This is a genomic window from Photobacterium lutimaris (genome assembly GCF_003025555.1).
Lineage (GTDB): Bacteria > Pseudomonadota > Gammaproteobacteria > Enterobacterales > Vibrionaceae > Photobacterium > Photobacterium lutimaris.
Window position 1 is genome coordinate 76,553 of record NZ_PYMH01000008.1, and the last position, 25,057, is coordinate 101,609.

The window sequence follows — 25,057 nt, forward strand, 5'->3', positions numbered from 1 at the left end:
TCTCCCCATAACCGGGGCAGGCTAAGGTTGGTCGACCCGCGTTACCCCGTTAAAAAATTGAACGGCCGATCCGCTCAGCCAGCAATTCGAGGGCAGCTGTACCGGCCAGAGAGTTACCCGAAGGATCCAGCTCTGGCGACCATACGGCGATGGCCATTTCACCGGGAACGATGGCAATGATCCCGCCACCGACTCCAGACTTGCCCGGCATACCTACCCGATATGCAAATTCTCCTGCCCCATCGTACAACCCGCAGGTCGCCAGCAGTGCATTCATTTGCTTACATTGAGTTTGGGTGATAATTGTTTTTTTTGCGCCCAAAGGAAGCCCTTTATTTGCCAAGTAGCTGAAAGTTTTGGCCAAATCAACACAACTCATTTTCAGGGCACAATAGCTGAAGTAATTGGTCAGCACCGGCATCACCTCGTTGTCGAAGTTGCCGAAAGAGCGCATCAGATAAGCAATCGAGGCATTGCGATCACTGTGCTGCATCTCCGAGGCGGCCACGACCTTGTCGTAGCAAATATGCGGGTTCTGGGCCAGACCGCGCACCAACTCCAGCATCCGGTATTGCGGGGCAGACAAACGGCTGTGCAGCAGATCCGACACCACCAGCGCCCCGGCATTGATAAACGGGTTGCGTGGAATACCGTTTTCTAGCTCGAGCTGGATCATCGAGTTGAAAGCATGGCCCGACGGCTCTTTGCCGACCCGCTGCCAGATCTCATCCGGCTGATACAATGTCATCGCCAATGTCAGGCTCAACGCCTTGGAGATCGACTGGATCGAGAACCCTTCCTCGCTATCGCCAGCCTGGATAATTTCACCGTCGTTATAACACACAGCAATCCCCAATTTACTGGCCGGAACTTCCGCCAATGCCGGGATATAATCAGCCACTTTTCCTTTGCCGATCAGCGGTCTGACTTCATCTAAAATCTCGTTTAGCAACTGCTCTGTTGGTTTCATTACTTTTCTCCAAGGATAAAAAAGCCAACACGAGGTTGGCTTTTTTCGAACAACTGATACACCCTGCGGTGCTTGGCAATACCTTGCCAAAATGCGCTTGAGACTTACTCGGTACGCGCGTATTTCATGTCCCATACGCCATGGCCCAAACGGTGGCCGCGGGCTTCAAATTTGGTCAGCGGACGATCTTCAGGGCGCGGGATGTAAGCACCGTCTGTTGCCGTGTTGCGATAACCCGGTGCAGCGTCCATCACTTCAACCATGTGCTCCGCGTAGTTTTCCCAGTCTGTTGCCATGTGGAAGATACCACCGATCTTCAACTTCTTGCGCAACATCTCTGCGAATGCTGGCTGCACGATACGACGCTTGTGATGACGCGCCTTGTGCCATGGATCAGGGAAGAACAACTGTACGCAATCAAGGCTACCGTCCGGGATCATGTGCTCGAACACTTCGACACCGTCGTGACACATGACACGTAGGTTAGTCAGACCCGCTTCTTCTGCGCCCATCAAGCAAGCACCCACGCCTGGGCTATGCACTTCAATACCGATGAAGTTTTTCTCTGGGGAATTCTTGGCCATCTCAACCAGAGAGGCGCCCATACCAAAGCCGATTTCCAGTGTAACTGGGTTATCGTTATTAAATACTTCTTTCCAGTCCAGCATCTGCTGAGCGAAGTCGATACCCATGGCCGCCCAGTTATTGTCCATGGCCGCTTCCTGGCCCTTGGTCAAGCGACCTTCGCGACGAACAAAGCTTCGTACCTTACGTACCAGCTTGCCGTCTTCGGTAAATTCGTTCAGGGTCACTTCACCTGACTTTTTTGAAACTTCGCTCATGCTTACTATCCAAACAAAAAAGAAACGGAACGGCATTATCCAAAGTTACAGCGCAAGTGCAAGTCTATCGATTGCGACGACCCGGACTTTATGGTGCAATCAGGGCCAAAAATAAGACAGGCGAAGACGGCTGTCAGTAAAGTGAGCTTGAAACTGTGACCAATACCTTCTCTGATGCCATTTTAGCGTGGTATGACAAATTTGGCCGGAAAACCCTGCCATGGCAACAGCAAAAGACCCCCTACAAGGTCTGGCTGTCGGAAATCATGCTACAGCAAACCCAAGTCGCCACGGTGATCCCGTACTTTGAACGCTTCATCGAACGCTTCCCTACCGTCGCCGAGCTTGCGGCAGCCGAACAAGACGAAGTGCTGCACTTGTGGACCGGGCTTGGCTACTACGCCCGAGCGAGAAACCTACATAAAGCCGCCAAGCATATCGTTGACCACCATAACGGCACTTTCCCGACCGACATCGAGCAGGTCATTGCCCTGCCGGGGATCGGCCGCTCAACCGCTGGCGCGGTCCTGTCACTGTCGCTCAAGCAACACCACCCTATCTTGGATGGCAACGTAAAGCGCACGTTGGCCCGATGCTATGCCGTTGAAGGCTGGCCGGGTAAAAAGCCGGTCGAAAACCAACTGTGGGAAATAGCCGAGGCCAACACCCCGGCCCAAGGCGTCGAGCGTTATAACCAAGCCATGATGGATATGGGGGCGATGATCTGTACCCGCAGCAAGCCCAAATGCGAACTTTGCCCCGTCGCCGAACGCTGTGAAGCCAAGGCCCAGGCCAGACAAGCCGAATTTCCGGGCAAGAAACCGAAGAAAACCCTACCGGAAAAGCAAGCTTGGTTTGCCATTTTCCAGTATGGCGAATATGTCTGGTTGGAAAAGCGCCCACCGGCGGGGATCTGGGGTGGCCTTTGGTGCTTCCCGCAGCAGGATCACGCCGATCTTACTCCGGTGATCGAGCAGCGAATTGATCAATTAGAGATCATCTGTGAGCAAGAGCAGCTCAACGCATTCCGCCATACCTTCAGTCATTATCACTTGGATATCGTGCCGGTAAAATTGCGCCTTTCCGAGCAGCCCAACGGTATCAGCGAAGCGGGCAATGGCCAGTGGTATAACCTCAACCAACCCGCAGAGATTGGGCTGGCAGCGCCGGTACAGCAGATCCTCGAGAGCCTGCGCTACGAGCTAAATAGATAGAAACGTACAAGCATGGTATAACTATACCCAAGCTACCGAATCAACGTTATAACGAAGGAGCTCCCTGATGAGCCGTACCGTATTTTGTGCCCGCCTAAATAAAGACGCGGAAGGCCTAGATTTCCAACTTTATCCAGGTGAACTGGGCAAGCGTATTTTCGACAACATCTCGAAGGAAGCCTGGACCGAGTGGCAAGGCAAGCAGACAATGCTGATCAACGAGAAAAAACTGAACATGATGGATCCGGCGCACCGTAAGCTGCTGGAAACCGAAATGGTGAACTTCTTGTTCGAAGGCCAAGATGTCATTATCGACGGCTACACGCCGCCGAGCGAATAATTCCGCTAATGCTTCCCCCGCGCTTGGTCGTTTAACTCAAGGGAAGCATATCAGTCACTAATTCAGGCATCTTTGGTAAGGTGCCTTTTTCTTATTCCGGGAACTATGAGATTACGCGCGCTGTTTTTGTCCCTGCTCCTACTGAGCGGCTGTAGCCGGGAGTTTATCGAAAAACTCTACGATGTCGACTACTCCACCACCAACCGTTTTGCCAACAACCTCGCCCCGTTGCCCGGCCAGTTCACCCAAGACACTGCCGCCCTCGACAGGCTGATGAACTCCTTCAACGGTCAGGTAAAACGCTATTGGGGGGATAACGACTCACTGGTCGCCAGCAAGCGTCAATACGTTAAGTACACCGACGGTTACCGTAGCCGCGCCCATGTTGACTTCGAGCGTGGCGTGGTTATCGTCGAAACCGTCGCGAAAACCGAACCGACCAAGCACCTCAAGGAAGCCATCACCACCACCCTACTGACACCGGACAACCCTGGCGGCGTCGACCTGTATTCCGATTCGGCCATCGAGTTGAGCGGCAAGCCATTCCTCTATGGCCAGGTGCTCGACAATGAGGGCAAGCCTATCGAATGGTCATGGCGCGCCAACCGCTTCGCCGATTATTTGATCGACGGCAAAATGAAAAAGCGCTCGGAGCGCTTCCACCAAGTCTATTATGTTGAAATCCCAATGGTGGCCGATCACGCCAACCAGCGAGGTTACAAGTATGCCAGTATTGTTCGCGACGCCTCCCGCCGTTACGGCATTGCCGAAGATCTGATCTATGCCATTATCAAAACCGAGAGCAGTTTCAACCCCTACGCGGTCAGCCATGCCAATGCCTACGGCCTGATGCAGGTAGTACCAAAAACCGCCGGGGCCGATGTGTTCAAGCTAGTGAAAAACAAGCCAGGCATACCGACACCTGAGTACCTGTTTGATCCCGCGCGGAATATTGATACCGGCACAGCCTACTTCTACATCCTGCGTACCCGGTATTTGAAAGACGTCCGTGATCCGCTGTCGCTCCATTACAGCATGATCTCGGCTTACAACGGTGGAACGGGTGGAGTACTCAATACGTTTCACAGCAGTGATCGCAAGCGGGCGATGAACGATTTGAACAGTTTACAACCAAATCAAGTCTACTGGGCACTGACCAACAAGCACCGCAATGCCGAAGCCAGAAGGTATTTGGAAAAAGTCACCGCATTCCAAAAAGAATTTAACCAAGGAAAAATCTGACGCTATGACAAGGAAATAGCCACAATCGGCGTTTCCGAGCAAAAAGCAGGCAACCGAATGCGACAATGAAATTTTTCTAAAAAAATAGTTGACGAAAAGAACGAAAAACCGTTTAATAGCGCTCCGTTGCCTCGATAGCTCAGTCGGTAGAGCAGAGGATTGAAAATCCTCGTGTCGGTGGTTCGATTCCGCCTCGAGGCACCACTTCTTCTCTTTTGAAGAACATGGTGCAAGCAACGACATGTTATTCCCCCTTAGTTCAGTTGGTAGAACGGCGGACTGTTAATCCGTATGTCGCAGGTTCGAGTCCCGCAGGGGGAGCCAAATTCAGTTTTGAGCCAATGGCTTGAAACTAAAAAAGATTTAGTGTGCCGACTTAGCTCAGTAGGTAGAGCAACTGACTTGTAATCAGTAGGTCACCAGTTCGACTCCGGTAGTCGGCACCATCTTTTGCAAAGTAGAACGTAGTTTTACTTTTGCCTCGATAGCTCAGTCGGTAGAGCAGAGGATTGAAAATCCTCGTGTCGGTGGTTCGATTCCGCCTCGAGGCACCATATTTAATTGTGGTGCTAGCAATAGCAACATGATGTAAAAAGAGATAATTCCCCCTTAGTTCAGTTGGTAGAACGGCGGACTGTTAATCCGTATGTCGCAAGTTCAAGTCTTGCAGGGGGAGCCAAACATAGTGTGCCGACTTAGCTCAGTAGGTAGAGCAACTGACTTGTAATCAGTAGGTCACCAGTTCGACTCCGGTAGTCGGCACCATTTATTTTCTTGCTTAGCAAGAATGCAAAGTAGAGACTTAACCATCGCTACTTTTGCCTCGATAGCTCAGTCGGTAGAGCAGAGGATTGAAAATCCTCGTGTCGGTGGTTCGATTCCGCCTCGAGGCACCATATTTAGTTATGGTGCTAGCAATAGCAACATGATGTAAAAAGAGATAATTCCCCCTTAGTTCAGTTGGTAGAACGGCGGACTGTTAATCCGTATGTCGCAAGTTCAAGTCTTGCAGGGGGAGCCACTTTAGAGAAAGCCGTGTCATTTGACGCGGCTTTTTCGTATCTATCGCTCTCTTCGAGCACTTAAACAATCATCCTGTTTATCTTCCTCTCCAAGCTATCTCGTGTGTTTTTTGGCTACGCCTCACCTTTGTTGCGCCTGAAACCAACTTGGCACAGCTTTGAGCCCTTGCCCGTGTCTCAAAGCAGAGTAAACCACGCAATAGCCCCGCCTCTTTCGCAGCCAGCACCTGCAGGCCATCTTTTTTTTGCTAACTTTAATGTCAATAAGATAAAAAAACCAAGGAAGAAAAGATGATCACCCTTTACGGCTATCCGCGTACCCGCTCGCTCCGTGTCTCCTGGTTGCTTGAAGAGCTCAGCCTTGACTGGCAATACCGCTTGGTTAATTTTGCCAAGAATGATCATCGCTCCCCCCAGTTCCTCGCTCTTAATCCCCTGGGAAAAGTCCCCTGCTTATGCGATAACGACATCACCATCTGTGAATCTTCGGCGATTTGCCTATACCTTGCTGAAAAATACGGTCACCACTGGCTGCCAGCACCCGGTACGGCCGAATCAGCCAGCCATCACGAGTGGATCAGCTACATCATTACCGAGCTGGAGCAGCCGCTCTGGAGTATGGGCAAACACCGCTTCGCTCTCCCCGAGTCCATTCGCCTGCCTGAAATGCTCGCGGTTGCTGCCTGGGAATTCAAAAAAGCCCTCAAAGTGGCAGAAAGCCGCATGCAAGGCGACGAGTACTTACTGGGGCATTTTCCAACCGTTGCCGATATTTTACTGGCCCACACTCTCAACTGGGCCATCAAGTTTGATCAGAAACTCCCATTGAAACTTGAGAAATATAGGCAATTTGTGTGTCGCCGACCGGCTCTTTCTCGTGCCCTTGACCGTGAAAACCGAACTCTTCTAGATAGCGATTAACCGCGCTATAAGCCGTTTCTCGTCAACAATAAGTTCAAAAACCGAGCAATCAGCGCAAAAAAGGCAAAGTCAGTATATTTTTATCAAAAAACCATTGACGCAAAGGCCGAAAACCTTTTTAATGCGCCCCGTTGCCTCGATAGCTCAGTCGGTAGAGCAGAGGATTGAAAATCCTCGTGTCGGTGGTTCGATTCCGCCTCGAGGCACCATATTCATATTGTGGTGCTAGATAGCAACATGATTTAAAAGAGATAATTCCCCCTTAGTTCAGTTGGTAGAACGGCGGACTGTTAATCCGTATGTCGCAGGTTCGAGTCCCGCAGGGGGAGCCAAACTCAGTTTTGAGCCAATGGCTTGAAACTAAAAAAGATACAGTGTGCCGACTTAGCTCAGTAGGTAGAGCAACTGACTTGTAATCAGTAGGTCACCAGTTCGACTCCGGTAGTCGGCACCATCTTTTGCAAAGTAGAACGTAGTTTTACTTTTGCCTCGATAGCTCAGTCGGTAGAGCAGAGGATTGAAAATCCTCGTGTCGGTGGTTCGATTCCGCCTCGAGGCACCATATTTAATTGTGGTGCTAGCAATAGCAACATGATGTAAAAAGAGATAATTCCCCCTTAGTTCAGTTGGTAGAACGGCGGACTGTTAATCCGTATGTCGCAAGTTCAAGTCTTGCAGGGGGAGCCAAACATAGTGTGCCGACTTAGCTCAGTAGGTAGAGCAACTGACTTGTAATCAGTAGGTCACCAGTTCGACTCCGGTAGTCGGCACCATTTATTTTCTTGCTTAGCAAGAATGCAAAGTAGAGACTTAACCATCGCTACTTTTGCCTCGATAGCTCAGTCGGTAGAGCAGAGGATTGAAAATCCTCGTGTCGGTGGTTCGATTCCGCCTCGAGGCACCATATTTAGTTATGGTGCTAGCAATAGCAACATGATGTAAAAAGAGATAATTCCCCCTTAGTTCAGTTGGTAGAACGGCGGACTGTTAATCCGTATGTCGCAAGTTCAAGTCTTGCAGGGGGAGCCAAATAAATCTTAAGCCTTGTGCTTGAGTTAATAAAAATAATTTGCCGACTTAGCTCAGTAGGTAGAGCAACTGACTTGTAATCAGTAGGTCACCAGTTCGACTCCGGTAGTCGGCACCATTTTTGAAACCTCATCTTTGATGAGGTTTTTTTTTGCGTGCAATTCCTCTTCCCCCCCTAGCAGCCATAAGCACCATCGCGCATATTGGGGAAATCAACGCGGTTAGGTAGAATAAAGAGCTAGTATCAACAGGTTGCGCCGGACACCATGGCCAGTATCAAACTATCAGTAGAGCGCTTAACCGAGGGGCTATATATCAAGCTGCCTTTGCAATGGACCGATCATCCGTTTCTGCTGAACCACTTCAAAATCAAAGACAGCCAACAAATTCGTCTGATCAAGAACCTGGGCATAAAGCACGTCCTGCTGATCCCGGAGAAAAGCGACAGCCAGCCTCTTGACCCGGACAATACCCTAGAGGCCATCAGCGAGCACGAGAGCCGCTTTCTCGACCAGCAAGCTGAAAAGCTATGGCAAGAAAAACAAGGCCGCATAGAGAAACTCAAGAACTACAAGCGCAAACTGCAACGCTGTGAAAAGAACTTTTCCCGTTCGATGGCACAACTGCGCTCGATTGTCGGTAAAATCAAAAGCCGCCCAGTGACTGCTGTCAAAGAAGCCGAAATGCTGGTCGAAGAGATGGTCGACGCCCTGCTTGAAGCCGACAATGTCGCCCTGCACCTCATGAATGAGGGCTGCGACAATGAAGATATCTACAGCCACTCGCTGAACGTCGCCATCATGTCAATGATGCTGGCCCGCTCCAGTGGTATGGCAGGGCAGGATATCAAGACGATTGCCATCGGAGCCCTGTTCCATGATATGGGCAAAATGAAGGTGCCAACGGCCATTACCCGTAAGACGACACCGTTAACCGAACCGGAGGAGAACTATCTAAAACTCCACCCCAAATACAGTGTCGACCTGGCCAACTTGTCTGATAGCTTTCCGCAGCAGGCCAAGGCTATCCTTACCCAGCACCACGAACTGCTTGATGGCAGCGGCTATCCCAAGCAGCTGATGGCAGATCAAATCGATACCAAAGCCCAATTGGTTGCAGTGGTCAATGCCTATGACAACCTGTGCCACCCGCAGGATCCAGCCAAGGCGAAGATCCCCTACAGCGCCCTCTCCTACTTGTTCAAGCATAAAAAAGACCAGTACAACAATGATTACCTGGCCTTACTGATCCGCTTACTCGGGGTTTATCCGCCGGGCAGTGTGGTCCAGCTGTCAAATCAGCAATTAGGCTTGGTTATTTCGGTTAACTCAGAGAGCCTGCTAACGCCCAATATCTTGCTCTATGATCCAACCGTCCCCTCTAACGAGGCGCCAATCATTGATTTGGAAGAAAGCCACCTGTGTATCGAGCAAGTTATCCACCCGAATAAACTACCGGATAAGATTCACGACTACCTCAATCCCCGGAGCCGGATCTCTTTCTACTTCGATCCTGATGACTAAGCCTTTTCTTCAGCAAAGAACATAAAAAAACACCCCTATTATCGATAATAGGGGTGCTCATCTGCCGGTAAAAAATCCTTACCAGCTGAACATCTCTTTTATCCACCCGGCTGGCTTGTTACCGTCGCAGTAGCCTTTGACCGAGCCATCCTGATCCCACATTGGCAACGAATGCTGGCCGGCACAGTCCCTGACCAAGGTGCCGTTAGGCATCTGACTGAACTTGGCCGTAGTCAACTTCTGCGGCCAAGGCAGCGCCAAGCGCTCGGGTTGACGACGCTTGAGGTAATCACTATACAGTCGCAGTGCACCGGCAGAGCCGGTCAGGTTGACGGGTTTGTTATCATCGCGGCCAACCCAGACAGTCACCACTTCACGCCCGTCGGCACCGACATACCAGCTATCGCGGTTTTTATCCGTTGTACCGGTCTTTCCGGCCAGGGCCGCCCAGCCAAATTGAGGTTGAAGAAAACGTGCCGTACCTTGAGAGACCACGTTTTTCATCCCATAGGTGGTCAGCCACGCCGCCTGCTCCGGTACTGTCTGGCTTGCCCTTGGCATCCACTGGTAAAGCTGGTTGCCCTGCTGGTCTACAACAGCCCGCAGAGCCGTGAGATCGGCTTTAAGTCCACCGCTGGCAACCGACTGGTACATCTGGGTCACCTCAAACGGCGTCAGGGTGAAAGCCCCCAGCAGGATAGATGGCAGTTTAGGTACCTCGCCACGATCAATGCCCAAGTCCACCATGGTATCTATCACTTCGTTCAACCCAACCTGCATGCCAAGGTTGACCGTAGGGACGTTGAGCGATTTTGCCAGCGCATAGTAAAGCGGCACTTCACCGCGAAACTTGCGATCATAGTTGCGCGGCTGCCAGTTTTTTCCTTTGCTGCCGCTGAGCATTATGGGTTTATCTTCAACCGTTGTGGCCAGGGAGAACTGCTCGGGGTGGCGCAGGGCGGCAAGGTAGACCGCCGGCTTGACCAGCGAGCCGATTTGACGGCTGGCATCCAGTGCGCGATTGAAGCCAGCATAGCCCGGATTACTGCCGCCGATCATCGCCCGGATCTCACCGGTGCGCCGGTCGGCGGCCACCAGTGCCGTTTCAAGCCCAACGCCCGCTTTCTGCTTGAGCTTGGGTACCATACTGACCACCGCGTCCTCAGCCTCCTTCTGCGACAAAGGATCCAGGGTACTGAAGATCCGCAGGCCAACGCCCGGGGTGTAGTTATTGCCGACCCGCAGCTGTAGTTCGCGGCGCAACTGCTGGAAATAAGCCGGTTGGCGACGGGCGATCATCGGCCGGGATTGAACATCCAACGGCCTTGACGCTGCCAGTTCATAGTCCGCGCCAGATAGGGTCCCGCTGTCCATCATCAACCTCAACACCAAGTCGCGACGCTGCTTGGCACGCTCGGGGTTGCGCCATGGGTTGTAGTAGGACGGTCCTTTTGCCATGGCCACCAGTAGGGCCTGCTGATCGATCCTGAGCTCCTGCAGCGGACGGCCGAAATACAATCTCGCTCCTAAGCCGAAGCCATGAACCTCCTTGCCGCCATTTTGTCCCAAGTAGATCTCATTGAGGTAGGCCTCGAGGATCTGATCTTTGCTATAACGATAATCCAGGATAATGGCGATGTAGGCCTCCCGGATCTTCCGCCATAGCGAACGCTCACGGGACAGGAACATATTCTTGGCCAACTGCTGGGTCAGGGTGCTCCCCCCCTGCACGGTTCTTCCCGCCTTGAGGTTGACCACCATCGCCCGGGCGATGGCCAGAGGCGATACGCCATCATGATGGTAGAAATCACGGTCTTCTGTCACCAGCAAGGCATCAACCAGGACTTCGGGGAACTGCTCACGCGGCAAGAATAACCGCTGTTCACTTTCTCCAGTTTCCAGCATCCCCAGCATCTTGGGCTCGATCCGTACGTAACCAAGCTGGCGCTTGGATCCCGCTTCCTGAATACTTTTCAGCTCGCTGCCATCAAAAGTCAGCATAATATGCCGAGCGCCCTCAGGGCCGTCGGCAAACTCAAAGGGGCGGCGGATCACCTCAATACGGGTCGACGAAGATGAGTACTCGCCATTGCGTTGCGGGGTGCGCACCTTGTGATACTGCAGTAAATCCAACTCGCGGCGGACTTCATTAAGGGTGATCGCCTGTCCCGGCTGCAAATCCAGTACCCGGCCGTAAACAACAGCAGGTAGGTTCCACAGCTGGCCATCAAAACGATCACGGACAATGTTATCGAGGTAGATCCCAACCACCAGCAGCACTGCCAGAACAACAATGGAGACCTTCAGGCCAAACCCGACCACCCATTTGAACCATCCTGGTAACCCCTGACGTTTCCCCTTGGTACTCTTTTTGCGGCTACGGGTCGACTTGGCCGGGCGCTTCTTGGCCGTTGCCTTGTTTGGGTTCGCAGCCGCCGGCTTGCGCTTGCGCACCGGCTTTTTGGTACCGTCCTTTCCCGTGGCGGGCTTTTGGGGTGCCAGCGCCACCGAACGCCTTGCTTGCTCTGTCATCATGATCTTCTTTTATTACATGTATTTTTTTGTTTTTTTCGTCGGCTCGTGGTTGGCAGGATCATCCGGCCAAGGGTGTTTAGGGTAACGCCCTTTCATCTCTTTTTGCACCTCGCGGTAGGCTCCCTGCCAAAAGGCCGCCAAGTCACGGGTGATTTGTAATGGCCGCTGTGCCGGTGAAAGCAACTCCAGCACTACGGCGATTTTGCCGTTGGCTATCAGCGGCGAGGCTTTTTCGCCAAACATTTCCTGCAGCTTGACCGCCAGTACCGGATGTTGGCCCTGCAGGTAGCGAATCGCATAGCGTGAGCCCGTCGGCACCGTGTAGTGGGTGGGAAGCGCATTATCGAGCGCTTGTTTCTTGTCCCAGCCAAGCCGCGCTTCCAGTGCCGCCACCAAGTCAATCCGCTCCAGGGCCTTGAGGGTTTTCATCCCGTTCATGTAAGGCAGCAGCCACGTATCCGCTTCCGCCAACAGGGCAGCTTCATCCATTGCCGGCAACGCCAGCTCTGGCAGCCATTCGGCGGCACAGCGGGCACGGAGCAATAATCCTTCCGATGCCTTCCCCCACGGCAAGATGCCTAGCCCCTTGCGCACAATAGCATTGAGCAGGGCTTCGCTGGCCTTGGCGGGATCAGGTTCGCCCATCGGCTGGCGCTCCAGCACCAACTTGCCACAACACAAATGCCTCTCTGCGGTCAGCCGGCCTTTCTTGTCATCCCAATCCAGCCACTCCCGCCACACAAACAAGTGGGGCAAGCTTTGCTGCAGCGCTGCCAAATGGGCGGGAGCCGCTGAGAAAATCCGACTGTCCCCCTGCCGGGTCTTGATGATATCGGCAACCACCAGCAGCGCTTCATCTGCCAACGGTTCATCCGGCATCATCATTGCCCCTTGGCCGTTAGCCAGCTGATATCGGCTGTCTTTACCGCGGGACAAGGCGATCCTGTCCGGGAAGCCAGCAGCCAGCAAAGGGGCGATCCACTCGCTGGCAACCTTGGGCCTTGTTTGCTTGGCCCCCAGCTTCGCTAAGTGCTGGGAGGCCCGTTGCAGATAGGCCTTGCTGCGTGATTGCTTGCCACTCTCAACAAGATTGAGCTGAAAGTGCAAATCCGGGTTATTGCTGCCCCTTGGCGGCTCTTCAAGCAAGGCGACCATCAGAGCGGCGGTTGCCATGGCCTGCTCCCCGTGCTGTTGCGCCATCAGTAACATCGCCGCATGGCGGGGATCGACACCCAGCGCCTGTATCGCCGTACCCATCTCGGTCATACGGCCAGCGTCATCCAACGCCCCCAAGCTCACCAATAGCGCATGGGCTTGTTTCAGAGCAGGCGCTGGCGGCAAGTCCAACCAATGCAGATCAGCGGCTGACTGGCAGCCCCATTGTGCCAGCTCCATTGCCAGCGAAGTGAGATCTGCCCGTAAGATCTCCGGTTGCGGTGTGGCAGGCTGGCGTGCCAGCATCTCCTCACTATATAACCGTAGGCACATACCCGGCTCCAAACGGCCGGCACGACCGGCACGCTGCTCGGCAGAAGAGCGGGCAATTCGGACCGACTCAAGACGGCTGATCCCGGTTTTCGGATCCCAAAGGGCGATACGCTCCAGCCCGCAGTCCACCACCATTCGGATCCCCTCAATGGTCAAACTGGTTTCGGCTATATTGGTTGCCAGCACCACCTTGCGCTTGCCTTTCGGGGCCGGGGTTATCGCTTGCTGTTGCTGACTACCGGTTAGCTGACCGTATAGCGGGCACACCAAGACATCTTGGCCGAGCAAGCCGTCAAGCTGCTCAGCCAAACGGCGGATCTCCCCCGCCCCCGGCAAAAAGACCAGCATTGAGCCAGGCTCGGTAGACAGCAGCGCGGAAATCTCACGGGCTGTAGCCTCTATGAACCGGGTCTGATCGGCAAGTTTCTGGTAGCGCAGCTCAACGGGATAGCTGCGCCCTTCTGACTCAATGTATCCGGCCTCAGGCAGTAGGCCAGTAAGGGCATCGGCATCCAGCGTCGCTGACATCACCAACAACTTGAGATCGTCGCGCAGCGCTTCTTGTACTTCCAGCGCCAGCGCCAGTGAGGTATCGGCATGGATACTGCGTTCGTGGAACTCATCGAAAATAAGCAAATCGATCCCTGTCAGCTCAGGATCTTGCTGCAGCATCCGGGTCATCACCCCCTCGGTGACAATCTCCAGCCGGGTATCACGGCTGACCCGGGTCTCTCCCCTGACCCGCAGGCCGATGGTTTCTCCGACCTGCTCACCAAGCTGGGAGGCCAGGTAGCGGGCAATGTTCCTCGCAGCCAACCGGCGCGGCTCCAGCATCACTATCTTGCCCGCGACGGCTTCCTGTTGCAGGAGCACCAGAGGCAAGCGGGTCGACTTACCAGCACCGGGCGGGGCTTTGAGGATCAGTTGCGCGCAGGCATCAAGTTGGGTCAGCAGTGCTGGAAGCACGTCATCAATAGGCAGTTGTGACAATGGGAACACCTTGTGTCATATTCAATTTAGGCTTGACCATTGTACCTTATACCCGTTGATTTTGATGGATGTGAATACACTGGCAATCAAGCGCCTTGCGCCTGCCCCTTTTCATTCTTGCTGATAGGCAGGATATTACTCATTTTGGTATTTACCTCATGAAAGAGAAAAAGCAGCGCCTATTCTTTGCATTGGCCCCCGATCATAGCGACGAGGCTTTTCGCCGCCTCACCCACCTGTCGGCGGTCTGTGGCCAGTTCGGCCGCCCGGTCAGTGCCGATAACCTCCATATCACTCTGGCCTTTCTCGGCATGGTGACCACCGAGCAGGCAGAGGCGATCGTGACCGCCACCGAGCAACTCAGGCCCCCACAGGCCTTTTCTTTGCAACTGAACACATTAGGGTACTGGAAACGCAGCAAGGTTATCTGGGTGGCCCCTGAGCAGCCTCCCGCCGCATTATTGACACTGGCACAGCAACTGAAAGACTTAGCCCTCAGTTGCGGCCTCGAACAAGAGTCACGCCCCTACCGCCCCCATGTCACCCTTGCCAAATCCGCCACCCGACGCCCAGAGCCGCTACCGCTATTCGACAAAATAGATTTTCACTTCAATCACTTTGGCCTGTATATTTCCGAATCAGTCAGCCATGACGGCCGCCAGAGCGTCCATTACCGGAGCCTCGGACAATGGTCACTCACCAGCCGTTACCAATAATAACCCAAGGACAAGGCATGAAGTTCACCCCGCCACTGCAATCAGCGACCCTTATCAAGCGCTATAAGCGGTTTCTCGCCGACATCACCCTGCCTGACGGCTCTGTCACCACCATCCACTGTGCCAATACCGGGGCCATGACCGGATGTGCCGAACCAGGCAACACCGTGTGGTATTCAACATCCGATAACCCAAAGCGAAAATATCCGCATAGTTGGGAATTATCGCAAACTCCGGAAGGACACAGTATTTGCGTCAACACCGCCCAGGCCAACCGGTTAGTGGTGGAAGCAATTAACAAGAATGCCATCACAGAATTGAAAGGCTATGCATCACTCCGTACCGAAGTTAAGTATGGTTGTGAAAACAGCAGGATAGATATTCTGTTACAAGACGAAGAAAAGCCTGACTGCTACGTCGAGGTAAAGAGTGTCACCCTGCTGGAGCAGGGAAAGGAAGGGCAAGGGTACTTCCCGGATGCAGTCACCTCCCGAGGACAAAAACACCTGCGGGAGTTAATAGAAGTGGCACAAAATGGTGAGCGTGCCATACTTTTTTTCGCCATTTTACATTCGGGGATTGAAAAAGTATCTGCGGCACACCATATAGACCCGGATTACTTTTCATTAATTAAGCAAGCAGAACGGGCTGGCGTAGAGATCCTGTGTTACAAGGCGGTATTGAAACCAACGGAACTCTATCTTGACCATTGCATAAAATTCAACCAGTAACTACCTCAAAGTGATGCTTTCTTCACATTGGTATAAAATTGAATATATGCAGCAATTGCCACACCACTCCCTTTCTGCTATAGATACCGCCCAAATTTAACCAGTGACGGTTATTAGGTATATTAGGAGATGCTATATGCCAGAGAGCAACGTTAAAAAATCGCTAGGCATCCTGGCTATTGCTGGGGTTGAACCTTACCAGGAAAAAGCTGGCGAAGAATACATGGGTGAAGCTCAGCTAGAGCACTTCCGTAAAATTCTAGATGCCTGGCGCAACCAGCTACGCGAAGAAGTTGATCGTACTGTAAACCACATGCAGGATGAAGCGGCCAACTTCCCAGATCCCGTTGACCGAGCTGCTCAGGAAGAAGAGTTCAGTCTGGAGCTACGCAACCGAGATCGCGAACGCAAGCTGATCAAGAAAATCGAAAAAACGCTTCAGCGTATTGAAGATGACGATTTCGGTTTCTGTGAATCTTGCGGTATTGAGATTGGTATCCGCCGTCTGGAAGCCCGTCCAACAGCCGACCTATGCATCGACTGTAAGACGCTGGCTGAAATCAAAGAAAAACAGATGGCCGGCTAAGTACGCTACGTACTGCACCATGATAGTCAAGAGGGAGCGCCAAGCTCCCTTTTTCGTTTAATACCATACTGAATACTATTCTGACCAATCAGAGAGTAATATTCAGTTTGGTATAGTGATTTTTTTATGAGTACAATCAAGCAATATATCGGTCGCTTCGCCCCCTCTCCATCAGGCCCACTGCACTTCGGCTCACTGGTTGCCGCCCTTGGCAGCTACCTTCAGGCCAAAGCAAACCAAGGTACTTGGTTGGTCAGGATGGAAGATCTGGATCCACCACGGGAAATGCCCGGTGCGGCGGATGATATCCTGCGCACTCTGGAAGCCTATGGCCTCGAGTGGGACGGCGGTATCATGTACCAAAGCCAGCGCCACGACGCGTATCAAGCCCAGATAGAGAGCTGGCTTGACCACCAACAAGCGTATTACTGCCAATGTACCCGTAAGCAAATCAAGCAAGCAGGAGGCTTCTACCCAGGTAGCTGCCGGGCCAAACAGCTGGATGAGGCTGGCAATGCTATCCGCCTAAAGGTTGACGCCCCCGTGCTGGCTTTCGACGACCTGCTGCATGGCCATATCAGCATCCCTGCTCCGCTCGCTGAGGAAGACTTTATTATCCGCCGCCGCGATGGCTTATTCGCCTATAATCTGGCTGTAGTGCTGGATGATATCGAGCAAGGGATCACTGAAGTGGTTCGCGGCGCCGATTTAATTGAACCAACCGGCCGCCAGATTGGGCTATACCGCCTGCTCGGCCAACCGGAAGTAAATTATCTGCACCTGCCACTGGCAGTGACAGAGAGTGGCAACAAGCTATCAAAGCAGAACCATGCCCCGGCAATCGACAAGGCTAACCCAAGACCAGCCCTTATCGAAGCAATACGGTTTCTGGGCATGCAGCCGCCGGTTGATCTGGCCAGCTCATCAACCCGCGATATCCTACTTTGGGGCATTGCCCATTGGCAGCTATCAAACCTGCCGCAAACAACGGCGATTACCCTGGCCCCGTTTCCCCCTTCACACGGATGAAACCGAGCGCCTGCAGTTTTATCGCCCAGTAACAGTTAACCGCCTTGTTTACCTCAAAGTGGCTGAAAATGGCCTTCAAAATGCAAGGAAACAAGCGCTAGGATTCTAAAATGGGCTGCTGTGATATATGATATGCGGCTGTTTGTTGAATCCGAACCACATAAATGAGGTGTATTATCTTTAATCGAGTCGCCAGCTTTTGCCGTAAGGTACTGAATCGAGACGCAAGTGATCTCGACCATGAGGAACTCGCCTTGCAAGTTTATCAGCGCCAAGAGCACGGTATTTCACGTAAAGATATCAGCGAAAATGCGCTGAAGGTCCTTTACCGCCTAAATAAAGCCGGATATGACGCCTATCTGGTAGGTGGTGGTGTTCGCGATCTCCTGTTGGACAAACAACCTAAAGACTTCGACATTGCCACCAATGCTACGCCGGAAGAGATCAAGCAGCTATTTCGTAACTGCCGCCTGATTGGCCGCCGTTTCCGCTTGGCTCATATCCTGTTTGGTCGTGATGTTATCGAGGTAGCAACCTTCCGTGGCCACCATGCAGATGCTAAGCCAAGCCTGAAAGACAAGAAACAGGTCTCGGCCCAGAGCCAAGAAGGCATGCTGCTACGTGACAATGTCTACGGCACCATCGAAGAAGATGCTGAACGCCGTGACTTCACGATCAATGCCCTGTATTACAGCATCAAGGATTTTACCGTTGCCGATTATGTCAACGGGGTCGAAGATCTCGACAACCGCATTGTCCGCCTGATTGGTGATCCTGAAACCCGCTACCGAGAAGATCCGGTTCGTATGCTTCGTGCGGTACGCTTTGCCGCCAAGTTAGATATGACCATTGAGCCAGCCACCGCTGGTCCAATTAAGCAGCTATCAACTTTGCTGCAGGATATTCCAGCCGCCCGCTTGTTCGAGGAAAGCCTCAAGCTGCTTCAGTCCGGTGATGGTCTTGCCACCTACAAGTTGTTGCGCGAATACAACTTGTTCCAGCAACTGTTCCCGCTTCTGAGCGAGCACTTCACCGAAGATCACAGCAGCCAGACCGAGCTGATGATCGAGCATATTCTAGCTGCGACCGACAAGCGTATCGGCGACGGAAAACGCGTTAACCCCGCCTTTATGTTCGCCGCTATGCTGTGGTACCCGCTGGTTACCCGCGCCGAAGAAGTCGCCTTTACCAGTGGTCTGGCCTACTATGATGCCTTTATGGTGGCGGCTAATGATATTCTCGATGAACAGGTCAAGAGCATTGCTATCCCGCGCCGCTTTACGACCACGATCCGTGATATCTGGCAGCAGCAGACTCGCTTCAGCCGCCGTAACGGCAAACGTGCCTTCAAGATGATGGAGCACCCGAAATTCCGTGCAGCCTTCGATTTCTTGGAAATGCGCGGTAACTTCGAGAGCAAAGAGATTGCCGACCTCGCCCTGTGGTGGGATCAATTCCAGCACGGTGACCGCAACCTGCGACACAAGATGGTTCAGGAAATCAACGAGGGGGGCTCGGGTGCACCTCGCAGCCGTCGCCGCCGTCCGCAGCGCCGCAAGAAGCCACAGGCTAAATCATCATGATCCTGACCTACATTGCGATCGGCAGTAATCTGTCCGATCCTGTCGCTCAGGCCAACAGTGCGATCGAGGTGCTCAAGCAGCACCCCGATCTCAACGTAACCGCCGTGTCCTCGCTCTACAGCAGCACCCCAATGGGGCCGCAGGACCAGCCTGACTACATCAATGCCGTCGTTGCTGTCGAAACCGAACTCAGCCCGCTCGCCCTGCTCGACTGCACCCAGTCCATCGAGCAAGAGCACGGCCGTGTCCGCAAAGCTGAGCGCTGGGGGCCACGTACCCTGGATCTCGATATCGTCCTCTACGGCGACCTGGAATATCACTGCGAGCGCCTTACGGTGCCGCACTATGGAATGAAAGACCGCGAGTTCGTGTTATACCCACTCGCTGAAATTGCCCCTGAGTTGGTACTGCCAGACCACACGCCGCTGACCGCTTTGCTTGAGCAGGTAGACCGTAACGGGCTGAGCATCTGGTCTCAGTAGCCGTTTCTCAGGACCAAAGGGAGAAAACATGAAAAAGATCACTATCAACGACCTGATGAAATGGAAGCAGGAAGGTCGTAAATTTGCCTCAGTTACCGCGTATGATGCCAGCTTTTCACAACTGTTCGAGCAGCAAAATGTGCCGGTGATGCTGGTCGGTGACTCATTGGGCATGGTACTGCAAGGCAAGCCAGACACCTTGCCGGTAACGGTTGAAGAAATCGCTTACCACACCCGCAGTGTTCGTGCTGGCAGCCCGAATTCGCTGCTGATGGCCGATATGCCATTTATGAGCTACGCCACACCAGAGCAGGCTTGCGAGAATGCTGCCACACTCATGCGTGCTGGTGCCAACATGGTCAAGCTGGAAGGCGGTGCATGGCTCGCTGAAACCGTGACCAAATTGACCGAGCGTGCCGTACCTGTTTGTGCGCATTTGGGGCTAACCCCTCAATCAGTCAATATTTTTGGCGGCTATAAAGTGCAAGGACGTGACTCCGACCACGCTGAGCAGATGGTAAAAGATGCTATCCTGCTGAAAAACGCGGGTGCACAGATCATCTTACTGGAATGCGTACCAGTCAGCCTGGCAGAGCGCATCACCAAAGCCGTTGAAGTACCGGTTATCGGTATCGGAGCAGGCAATGTAACCGATGGTCAGATCCTGGTCATGCACGATATGTTTGGGATCTCAGCCAACTATATCCCTCGTTTCTCCAAGAACTACCTGGCAGAAACCGGCGAGATGCGCGCAGCCGTCACCAAATACCTAGAAGATGTCGAGGCCGGAACCTTCCCGGGCCCAGAACATACCTTTGAATAAGGAATATAAATGCAAACATTCGCCGAGATTGCCCAGATCCGAGAGCAAGTCCGTAGCTGGCGCCGTGAAGGCCGTCGAATTGCTTTCGTTCCGACCATGGGAAACCTGCATGAAGGCCACCTGACGCTGGTCCGCAAAGCCCGTGAATTGGCAGACGTGGTTGTAGTCAGCATTTTTGTTAATCCGATGCAGTTCGACAAAGCAGACGATCTTGATAACTACCCGCGCACACTGGAAGACGATCTGGCCAAGCTGAACAACGAAGGGGTTGAGCTGGTCTTTACGCCGACGCCCGATAGCATGTATCCCGAAGGCCTGGATCGCCAAACCTATGTTGAGGTACCTGGACTCTCCACCATGCTTGAAGGGGCACTGCGCCCGAGCCATTTCCGTGGCGTCTCGACGATTGTGACCAAGCTGTTCAATATTGTGCAGCCAGATATTGCCTGTTTTGGTGAGAAGGACTACCAGCAACTGGCCCTGATCCGCCAGATGGTGATCGATCTCGCCATGGATATCGAGGTTATCGGCGTCGCAACGGTACGTGAGATGGATGGCCTGGCCATGAGCTCACGCAACGGCTACCTAACGGTCGACGAGCGCCAGCGTGCACCGGTACTGGCCCGCACCATGCGCTGGATCAGCAGTCAAATGCGTGGTGGCCGCACCGATTACGCTGAAATCGTAGTGGATGCCAACGACCAGTTGCGCGCCGCTGGATTGCAACCGGATGAAGTCTATATCCGCGATGCGGTCAGTCTGCAGCCTGTCAGCGAAGACACCCAGCAAGCGGTGATTTTGATGTCAGCCTTCCTCGGCAAGGCACGCCTTATCGACAACCAAGTGGTTGAGCTCAATACGTCAACGGCAACCGCTGTGGAAGAGTAATCCTCCTTTGTGACCACCATAAAAAATCCCGGCCAAGGCCGGGATTTTTGTTTTTATGCTAACCGCTTTGGCCCGCCAGTTATGAGCGCAGACCAATACCCCGCGAGATCAAGTAGTAACACAGGCTATACAGGATAGCGGTGAAAACACCCAGCACCGCGAAAGAGGTGCCGATACCGACATCTGACACCCCGAGGAAGCCATAGCGGAACGCATTGACCATGTAGACAATCGGGTTCAGCTTAGACACACCCTGCCAGAATTCCGGCAGCAGGCTCAGTGAGTAGAACACGCCCCCAAGATAGGTCAACGGGGTCAGCACAAAGGTCGGGATAATACTGATATCATCAAAGGTCTTGGCAAAGATGGCATTAATCAGCCCACCCAGTGAGAACACCACCGAGGTCATCAAGACTGTCGCGACGACAACGCCAAAGTGGGCGATCTGCAGGTCGACAAACAACAATGACACCGCCGAGACAATCACGCCGACACCAAGGCCACGCAATACCCCACCACCGACAAAACCGGCAATAATGATATAGTTCGGCACCGGTGCCACCAGCAACTCTTCGATATTGTGCTGGAACTTGGCGCTGAAGAAGGAGGAGGCCACGTTAGAGTATGAGTTGGTGATCACCGACATCATGATCAGGCCAGGCACAATATACTCCATGTAGCTGAAACCACCCATCTCCCCAATCCGACTGCCGATAAGGTTACCGAATATCACAAAATACAAGGTCATGGTAATAGCCGGCGGCACCATGGTCTGTACCCAGATCCGGGCAAAGCGATTCACCTCTTTGGTGATCAGACTCTTGAATGCGATCCAATACTGCCGGTTCATGATTGGGCTCCTTGCTTGCTCTTACTATTGGCTACCAGAGTCACGAATAACTCTTCAAGGCGGTTAGCCTTATTGCGCATTGAAATAACATCAATCCCCTGCTCGGTCAGCAGAGTAAACACTTGATTGAGGCTATCCCCTTTTTGGATATCGACTTCCAGGGTATGGTTGTCCGGCAGCGTCCAACCGATACCTTCGAGCGCAGGCTTGTTGCCATTCAGCTTCACATCCAGAATAAAGGTTTCGACCTCCAGTTTGCCAAGCAGTGCTTTCATCGAGGTATTTTCAATCAACTCGCCATGGTTGATGATGCCGATATTGCGGCACAGCATCTCCGCTTCTTCGAGGTAGTGGGTGGTGAGGATAATCGTCACTCCTTCACGGTTGATTTCACGCAGGAAATCCCACATCGAACGACGCAATTCAATATCCACCCCGGCGGTTGGCTCATCGAGGATCAGCAACCGCGGCTCATGCATCAGCGCACGGGCAATCATCAGGCGGCGCTTCATCCCACCAGAAAGGTTACGGGCACGCTCTTTGCGCTTACCCCACAGATCCAGTTGGGAGAGATACTTCTTCGCCCTCTCCTTAGCCAGCTCCTTTTCCACTCCGTAGTACCCGGCCTGATTGATCACGATCTGCTCGACCGTCTCAAATTGGTTGAAGTTGAACTCCTGCGGCACCAGCCCCAGTTGCTTTTTGGCCTCGACCAATTGGGTATCAAGGTCATAACCAAAGACCTTTACCTCGCCGGAGGTTTTGTTAACGAGAGAACTGATGATGCCAATGGTGGTTGACTTCCCAGCACCGTTGGGACCAAGCAAAGCAAAAAAGTCGCCCTCATTAACACATAGGCTCATATTTTTCAGTGCATTAACGCCACCTTTATAGGTTTTGTTTAAGTTTTTTATTTCCAAAGCGTTCATAAAATGCGATCTTAATGTTAGAAACTTTCTTCGGACAACTACTCCGATTTGATATCCAGATAGCTTGTGTATAGTTACATCCGGTTTACATCGGTCTCAGAACTCCCGCAGGACTGATACCTATGTAAATTGTATTTCCTCAGCACAAGGGATCTTCCTTGTGCTACGGGTATAAAATATCAGAGAAAGGCATCATCATGGCAGATATAAAACAGCTATTCGCAAATAACGTAGCTTGGTCAGAGAACATTAAGGAAGAAAAGCCTGAGTTCTTCAGCCACCTTGCGGAGGCCCAACACCCTGAATACCTCTGGATCGGCTGTGCCGACAGCCGAGTTCCCGCCGAACGCCTAACCGGATTGGACTCCGGCGAGCTATTTGTTCACCGTAACGTCGCCAACCAAGTGATACACACCGATCTCAACTGCCTCTCAGTGGTTCAGTATGCGGTTGATGTACTGAAAGTGCGTCATATCATTGTTTGCGGCCACTATGGCTGTGGCGGGGTCACCGCCGCTATCGAGAACCCACAGCTTGGCCTTATCAACAACTGGCTACTGCATATCCGCGATCTTTACATGAAGCACCGTTCCGACTTAGGCCAACTACCACGCGAGAAGTGGGACAACAAACTGTGCGAGATCAACGTTGCCAGTCAAGTTTACAACCTCGGTAACTCGACCATCATGCAACAGGCGTGGGAGCGTGGACAGCAAGTCAAAATCCATGGCTGGATCTACGGTATCAACGATGGGGTACTGAGTGACCTAGGAGTCACGGCAACGAGCCGCGAATCACTGGAAGTGGCCTATCAGGCGGCCATGGCGGAAATACTGCCGGGTTTCAACGAGAAATAACCCAGCTCCCCCCAAGTCATGTCAAAATGCTGAGATAGACAAGCAATAAAAAAGCGACTGCTCGCAGTCGCTTTTTAATACCTGTAACCCCGATGATTTAATCTTCCAGAGGGATAACCTTGCCGATAAATGGCAAGTGGCGGTATTTCTGCGCGTAATCGATACCAACGCCTACCACGAACTCGTCAGGGATCTCGAAACCCACCCATTTAACGTCAACGTTAACTTCACGGCGCTCCGGCTTATCCAGCAGGGTACAGATCTCAATCGAATTAGGCTCACGCAGCGACAGGATCTCACGTACCTTGTTCAAGGTATTACCGGTATCGATAATATCTTCAACCAACAGTACATCCTTGCCCTTGATGTCATCATCCAAGTCTTTAAGGATACGGACATCACGGTTGCTTTCCATGGTATTGCCATAGCTTGATGCCGTCATGAAGTCGACTTCATGCGGAAGTTCAATTGCACGAGCCAGATCGGCCATAAATACAAACGAGCCGCGTAGCAGGCCCACCATCACAAGATCTTGAGAGTCTTTATAATGTTCAGTAATTTGCTTTCCTAGCTCTAATACACGTGCCTGAACATCCTGCTCAGAAATCATTACTTCAATGGTATGTTTCATCTTTATCTCCATCAGTACGGCTCAATCAGCCGCCTGTCGGCTTGCGGTAAAAACGGACCCTTATTCTACCACCCCTAAAAAGTAATAGTTATTTTATCGATCCTGTCAATTATATGATACAGAATGAATAAAACACGATTGAATATGGACGGTTGCTACGGTAAAGTGACAACGCGTACAAAACATAACCAAAACAAAGACAATTGAGCTAGGAATCATCGACATGGATACGATCGCAAAAAAAACAAGGACTCGTCTATCCCCTGAAAAACGTAAAGAGCAGCTTCTCAGCTTTGCCTTGGATGTTTTTGCAAGACGCGGCATCGGCCGGGCGGGCCATGCTGATATCGCCGATATGGCCAACGTGTCAGTTGCCACCGTTTTCAACTATTTTCCAACCCGAGAGGCCTTGGTCGAAGAAGTATTGACCCAGGTCGAACAGCGCTTCAAGCTGATGATGAGCGACAGCTTTGCCAGCGAGAAATCACTAGAAAACCAGCTCACCGATGTTTGCTATCACCTTATTGATCAGGTGATAGAACAGCAAGACTGGATAAAAGTATGGTTCGAATGGAGTACCTCGGTCCGTGAGGATATTTGGCCTCTATTCGTCAGTAGCAACAAGGATAATTTCACCAAAATTGCCGACCGATTCGAACAAGCTAACCTATCCGGTGACTTTTCTCCCAGCGATCGTACATGGCAATTTCAGGGCCTCTGCTACGTGCTCTACCTACAAACCAACATCACCCCAGAACGGGAAGAGATGCAGGCTTTAGCTAATAGCCATATAAAAGCATTGCTCAAAAAGTAATAGGTACTTTTGGTACGACCAA

General features: G+C 52.4%; 22 protein-coding genes and 17 tRNA genes. 32 read left to right on the forward strand and 7 right to left on the reverse strand.

Annotated features, from left to right (window positions below):
- Nucleotides 1–49 precede the first annotated feature (49 nt).
- Entirely contained in the window at nt 50–970 is a 921-nt protein-coding gene (gene glsB / locus C9I99_RS16510) for a glutaminase B (RefSeq protein WP_107349971.1), read from the reverse strand.
- 104 nt (nt 971–1,074) lie between these two features.
- Complete coding sequence (gene trmB / locus C9I99_RS16515; protein WP_107349972.1) at nt 1,075–1,812, reverse strand: tRNA (guanosine(46)-N7)-methyltransferase TrmB; 738 nt, start codon at nt 1,810–1,812, stop codon at nt 1,075–1,077.
- Nucleotides 1,813–1,967: 155 nt separating this feature from the next.
- Here trmB and mutY point away from each other — a divergent pair, with 155 nt between their 5' ends.
- From mutY to C9I99_RS16625, 22 genes are all read left to right on the forward strand, one after another.
- Entirely contained in the window at nt 1,968–3,026 is a 1,059-nt protein-coding gene (gene mutY, locus C9I99_RS16520) for an A/G-specific adenine glycosylase (RefSeq protein ID WP_107349973.1), read from the forward strand.
- Between the two features lie 67 nt (nt 3,027–3,093).
- Complete coding sequence (locus C9I99_RS16525) at nt 3,094–3,366, forward strand: oxidative damage protection protein (RefSeq protein ID WP_107349974.1); 273 nt, start codon at nt 3,094–3,096, stop codon at nt 3,364–3,366.
- Nucleotides 3,367–3,471: 105 nt separating this feature from the next.
- A complete protein-coding gene (mltC, locus tag C9I99_RS16530; protein ID WP_107349975.1) occupies nt 3,472–4,608 on the forward strand; it encodes a membrane-bound lytic murein transglycosylase MltC in 1,137 nt (378 codons plus the stop codon).
- Between the two features lie 128 nt (nt 4,609–4,736).
- Nucleotides 4,737–4,812, forward strand: a tRNA-Phe gene (locus C9I99_RS16535).
- Nucleotides 4,813–4,856: 44 nt separating this feature from the next.
- Nucleotides 4,857–4,932: transfer RNA gene (locus tag C9I99_RS16540), tRNA-Asn, on the forward strand.
- A gap of 46 nt (nt 4,933–4,978) precedes the next feature.
- A tRNA-Thr gene (locus tag C9I99_RS16545) sits at nt 4,979–5,054 on the forward strand.
- Nucleotides 5,055–5,086: 32 nt separating this feature from the next.
- Nucleotides 5,087–5,162, forward strand: a tRNA-Phe gene (locus C9I99_RS16550).
- A gap of 49 nt (nt 5,163–5,211) precedes the next feature.
- Nucleotides 5,212–5,287 (forward strand) — tRNA-Asn (locus C9I99_RS16555).
- A gap of 10 nt (nt 5,288–5,297) precedes the next feature.
- Nucleotides 5,298–5,373, forward strand: a tRNA-Thr gene (locus tag C9I99_RS16560).
- Between the two features lie 55 nt (nt 5,374–5,428).
- Nucleotides 5,429–5,504, forward strand: a tRNA-Phe gene (locus C9I99_RS16565).
- A gap of 49 nt (nt 5,505–5,553) precedes the next feature.
- A tRNA-Asn gene (locus tag C9I99_RS16570) sits at nt 5,554–5,629 on the forward strand.
- Nucleotides 5,630–5,921: 292 nt separating this feature from the next.
- Nucleotides 5,922–6,551 carry a glutathione S-transferase family protein gene (locus C9I99_RS16575; RefSeq protein WP_107349976.1) on the forward strand — a complete coding sequence of 210 codons (630 nt, stop codon included), beginning with the start codon at nt 5,922–5,924 and terminating at the stop codon, nt 6,549–6,551.
- A 133-nt stretch (nt 6,552–6,684) separates the two neighbouring features.
- A tRNA-Phe gene (locus tag C9I99_RS16580) sits at nt 6,685–6,760 on the forward strand.
- A 47-nt stretch (nt 6,761–6,807) separates the two neighbouring features.
- Nucleotides 6,808–6,883: transfer RNA gene (locus tag C9I99_RS16585), tRNA-Asn, on the forward strand.
- A gap of 46 nt (nt 6,884–6,929) precedes the next feature.
- Nucleotides 6,930–7,005 (forward strand) — tRNA-Thr (locus C9I99_RS16590).
- 32 nt (nt 7,006–7,037) lie between these two features.
- A tRNA-Phe gene (locus C9I99_RS16595) sits at nt 7,038–7,113 on the forward strand.
- A 49-nt stretch (nt 7,114–7,162) separates the two neighbouring features.
- Nucleotides 7,163–7,238, forward strand: a tRNA-Asn gene (locus C9I99_RS16600).
- Between the two features lie 10 nt (nt 7,239–7,248).
- Nucleotides 7,249–7,324: transfer RNA gene (locus tag C9I99_RS16605), tRNA-Thr, on the forward strand.
- A gap of 55 nt (nt 7,325–7,379) precedes the next feature.
- Nucleotides 7,380–7,455, forward strand: a tRNA-Phe gene (locus C9I99_RS16610).
- A 49-nt stretch (nt 7,456–7,504) separates the two neighbouring features.
- Nucleotides 7,505–7,580: transfer RNA gene (locus C9I99_RS16615), tRNA-Asn, on the forward strand.
- 42 nt (nt 7,581–7,622) lie between these two features.
- Nucleotides 7,623–7,698 (forward strand) — tRNA-Thr (locus tag C9I99_RS16620).
- A 148-nt stretch (nt 7,699–7,846) separates the two neighbouring features.
- Nucleotides 7,847–9,103 carry a cyclic di-GMP phosphodiesterase gene (locus tag C9I99_RS16625; protein WP_107349977.1) on the forward strand — a complete coding sequence of 419 codons (1,257 nt, stop codon included), beginning with the start codon at nt 7,847–7,849 and terminating at the stop codon, nt 9,101–9,103.
- Between the two features lie 78 nt (nt 9,104–9,181).
- On the opposite strand, the gene mrcB is transcribed toward C9I99_RS16625, so the two are convergent.
- Both mrcB and hrpB read right to left on the reverse strand, forming a co-directional pair.
- Nucleotides 9,182–11,635, reverse strand: a complete 2,454-nt coding sequence (gene mrcB, locus C9I99_RS16630) for a penicillin-binding protein 1B (protein ID WP_107349978.1) — start codon at nt 11,633–11,635, stop codon at nt 9,182–9,184.
- 15 nt (nt 11,636–11,650) lie between these two features.
- Nucleotides 11,651–14,116 (reverse strand): ATP-dependent helicase HrpB, encoded by a 2,466-nt coding sequence (gene hrpB / locus C9I99_RS16635; RefSeq protein ID WP_107349979.1) that lies wholly within the window; start codon nt 14,114–14,116, stop codon nt 11,651–11,653.
- Nucleotides 14,117–14,211: 95 nt separating this feature from the next.
- Between hrpB and thpR the strand changes: the two genes are divergently transcribed.
- The 8 genes from thpR to panC all read left to right on the forward strand — a co-directional run bounded on the left by thpR (nt 14,212) and on the right by panC (nt 20,954).
- Nucleotides 14,212–14,832 (forward strand): RNA 2',3'-cyclic phosphodiesterase, encoded by a 621-nt coding sequence (gene thpR, locus C9I99_RS16640; protein WP_133638256.1) that lies wholly within the window; start codon nt 14,212–14,214, stop codon nt 14,830–14,832.
- A gap of 17 nt (nt 14,833–14,849) precedes the next feature.
- A complete protein-coding gene (gene sfsA / locus C9I99_RS16645; RefSeq protein ID WP_107349981.1) occupies nt 14,850–15,563 on the forward strand; it encodes a DNA/RNA nuclease SfsA in 714 nt (237 codons plus the stop codon).
- Between the two features lie 136 nt (nt 15,564–15,699).
- Nucleotides 15,700–16,149, forward strand: coding sequence for an RNA polymerase-binding protein DksA (gene dksA / locus C9I99_RS16650; RefSeq protein WP_107349982.1), 450 nt, complete (start codon nt 15,700–15,702; stop codon nt 16,147–16,149).
- 126 nt (nt 16,150–16,275) lie between these two features.
- Nucleotides 16,276–17,178 carry a tRNA glutamyl-Q(34) synthetase GluQRS gene (gene gluQRS, locus C9I99_RS16655; RefSeq protein ID WP_107349983.1) on the forward strand — a complete coding sequence of 301 codons (903 nt, stop codon included), beginning with the start codon at nt 16,276–16,278 and terminating at the stop codon, nt 17,176–17,178.
- 212 nt (nt 17,179–17,390) lie between these two features.
- On the forward strand, nt 17,391–18,761 hold the full coding sequence (gene pcnB, locus C9I99_RS16660; protein WP_420849249.1) for a polynucleotide adenylyltransferase PcnB: 1,371 nt from the start codon (nt 17,391–17,393) through the stop codon (nt 18,759–18,761).
- Nucleotides 18,758–19,243 (forward strand): 2-amino-4-hydroxy-6-hydroxymethyldihydropteridine diphosphokinase, encoded by a 486-nt coding sequence (folK, locus tag C9I99_RS16665; protein WP_107349985.1) that lies wholly within the window; start codon nt 18,758–18,760, stop codon nt 19,241–19,243. Before pcnB ends, folK begins: the two co-directional genes overlap by 4 nt.
- Before the next feature lie 28 nt (nt 19,244–19,271).
- Nucleotides 19,272–20,066 carry a 3-methyl-2-oxobutanoate hydroxymethyltransferase gene (panB, locus tag C9I99_RS16670; protein ID WP_107349986.1) on the forward strand — a complete coding sequence of 265 codons (795 nt, stop codon included), beginning with the start codon at nt 19,272–19,274 and terminating at the stop codon, nt 20,064–20,066.
- Between the two features lie 9 nt (nt 20,067–20,075).
- Nucleotides 20,076–20,954 (forward strand): pantoate--beta-alanine ligase, encoded by an 879-nt coding sequence (gene panC, locus C9I99_RS16675; protein ID WP_107349987.1) that lies wholly within the window; start codon nt 20,076–20,078, stop codon nt 20,952–20,954.
- Nucleotides 20,955–21,033: 79 nt separating this feature from the next.
- Here the strand turns inward: panC and C9I99_RS16680 are convergent, their stop codons facing one another.
- Nucleotides 21,034–21,804 carry an ABC transporter permease gene (locus C9I99_RS16680; RefSeq protein ID WP_107349988.1) on the reverse strand — a complete coding sequence of 257 codons (771 nt, stop codon included), beginning with the start codon at nt 21,802–21,804 and terminating at the stop codon, nt 21,034–21,036.
- On the reverse strand, nt 21,801–22,733 hold the full coding sequence (locus tag C9I99_RS16685) for an ABC transporter ATP-binding protein (RefSeq protein WP_107349989.1): 933 nt from the start codon (nt 22,731–22,733) through the stop codon (nt 21,801–21,803). The genes C9I99_RS16680 and C9I99_RS16685 overlap by 4 nt, the downstream gene beginning before the upstream one ends.
- Before the next feature lie 197 nt (nt 22,734–22,930).
- Between C9I99_RS16685 and can the strand changes: the two genes are divergently transcribed.
- Nucleotides 22,931–23,590, forward strand: a complete 660-nt coding sequence (gene can, locus C9I99_RS16690) for a carbonate dehydratase (RefSeq protein ID WP_107349990.1) — start codon at nt 22,931–22,933, stop codon at nt 23,588–23,590.
- A gap of 97 nt (nt 23,591–23,687) precedes the next feature.
- On the opposite strand, the gene hpt is transcribed toward can, so the two are convergent.
- Nucleotides 23,688–24,221 (reverse strand): hypoxanthine phosphoribosyltransferase, encoded by a 534-nt coding sequence (hpt, locus tag C9I99_RS16695; RefSeq protein ID WP_107349991.1) that lies wholly within the window; start codon nt 24,219–24,221, stop codon nt 23,688–23,690.
- 223 nt (nt 24,222–24,444) lie between these two features.
- On the opposite strand from hpt, the gene C9I99_RS16700 reads away from it, so the two are divergent.
- On the forward strand, nt 24,445–25,035 hold the full coding sequence (locus C9I99_RS16700) for a TetR/AcrR family transcriptional regulator (RefSeq protein ID WP_107349992.1): 591 nt from the start codon (nt 24,445–24,447) through the stop codon (nt 25,033–25,035).
- The last annotated feature ends 22 nt before the right edge of the window (nt 25,036–25,057 follow it).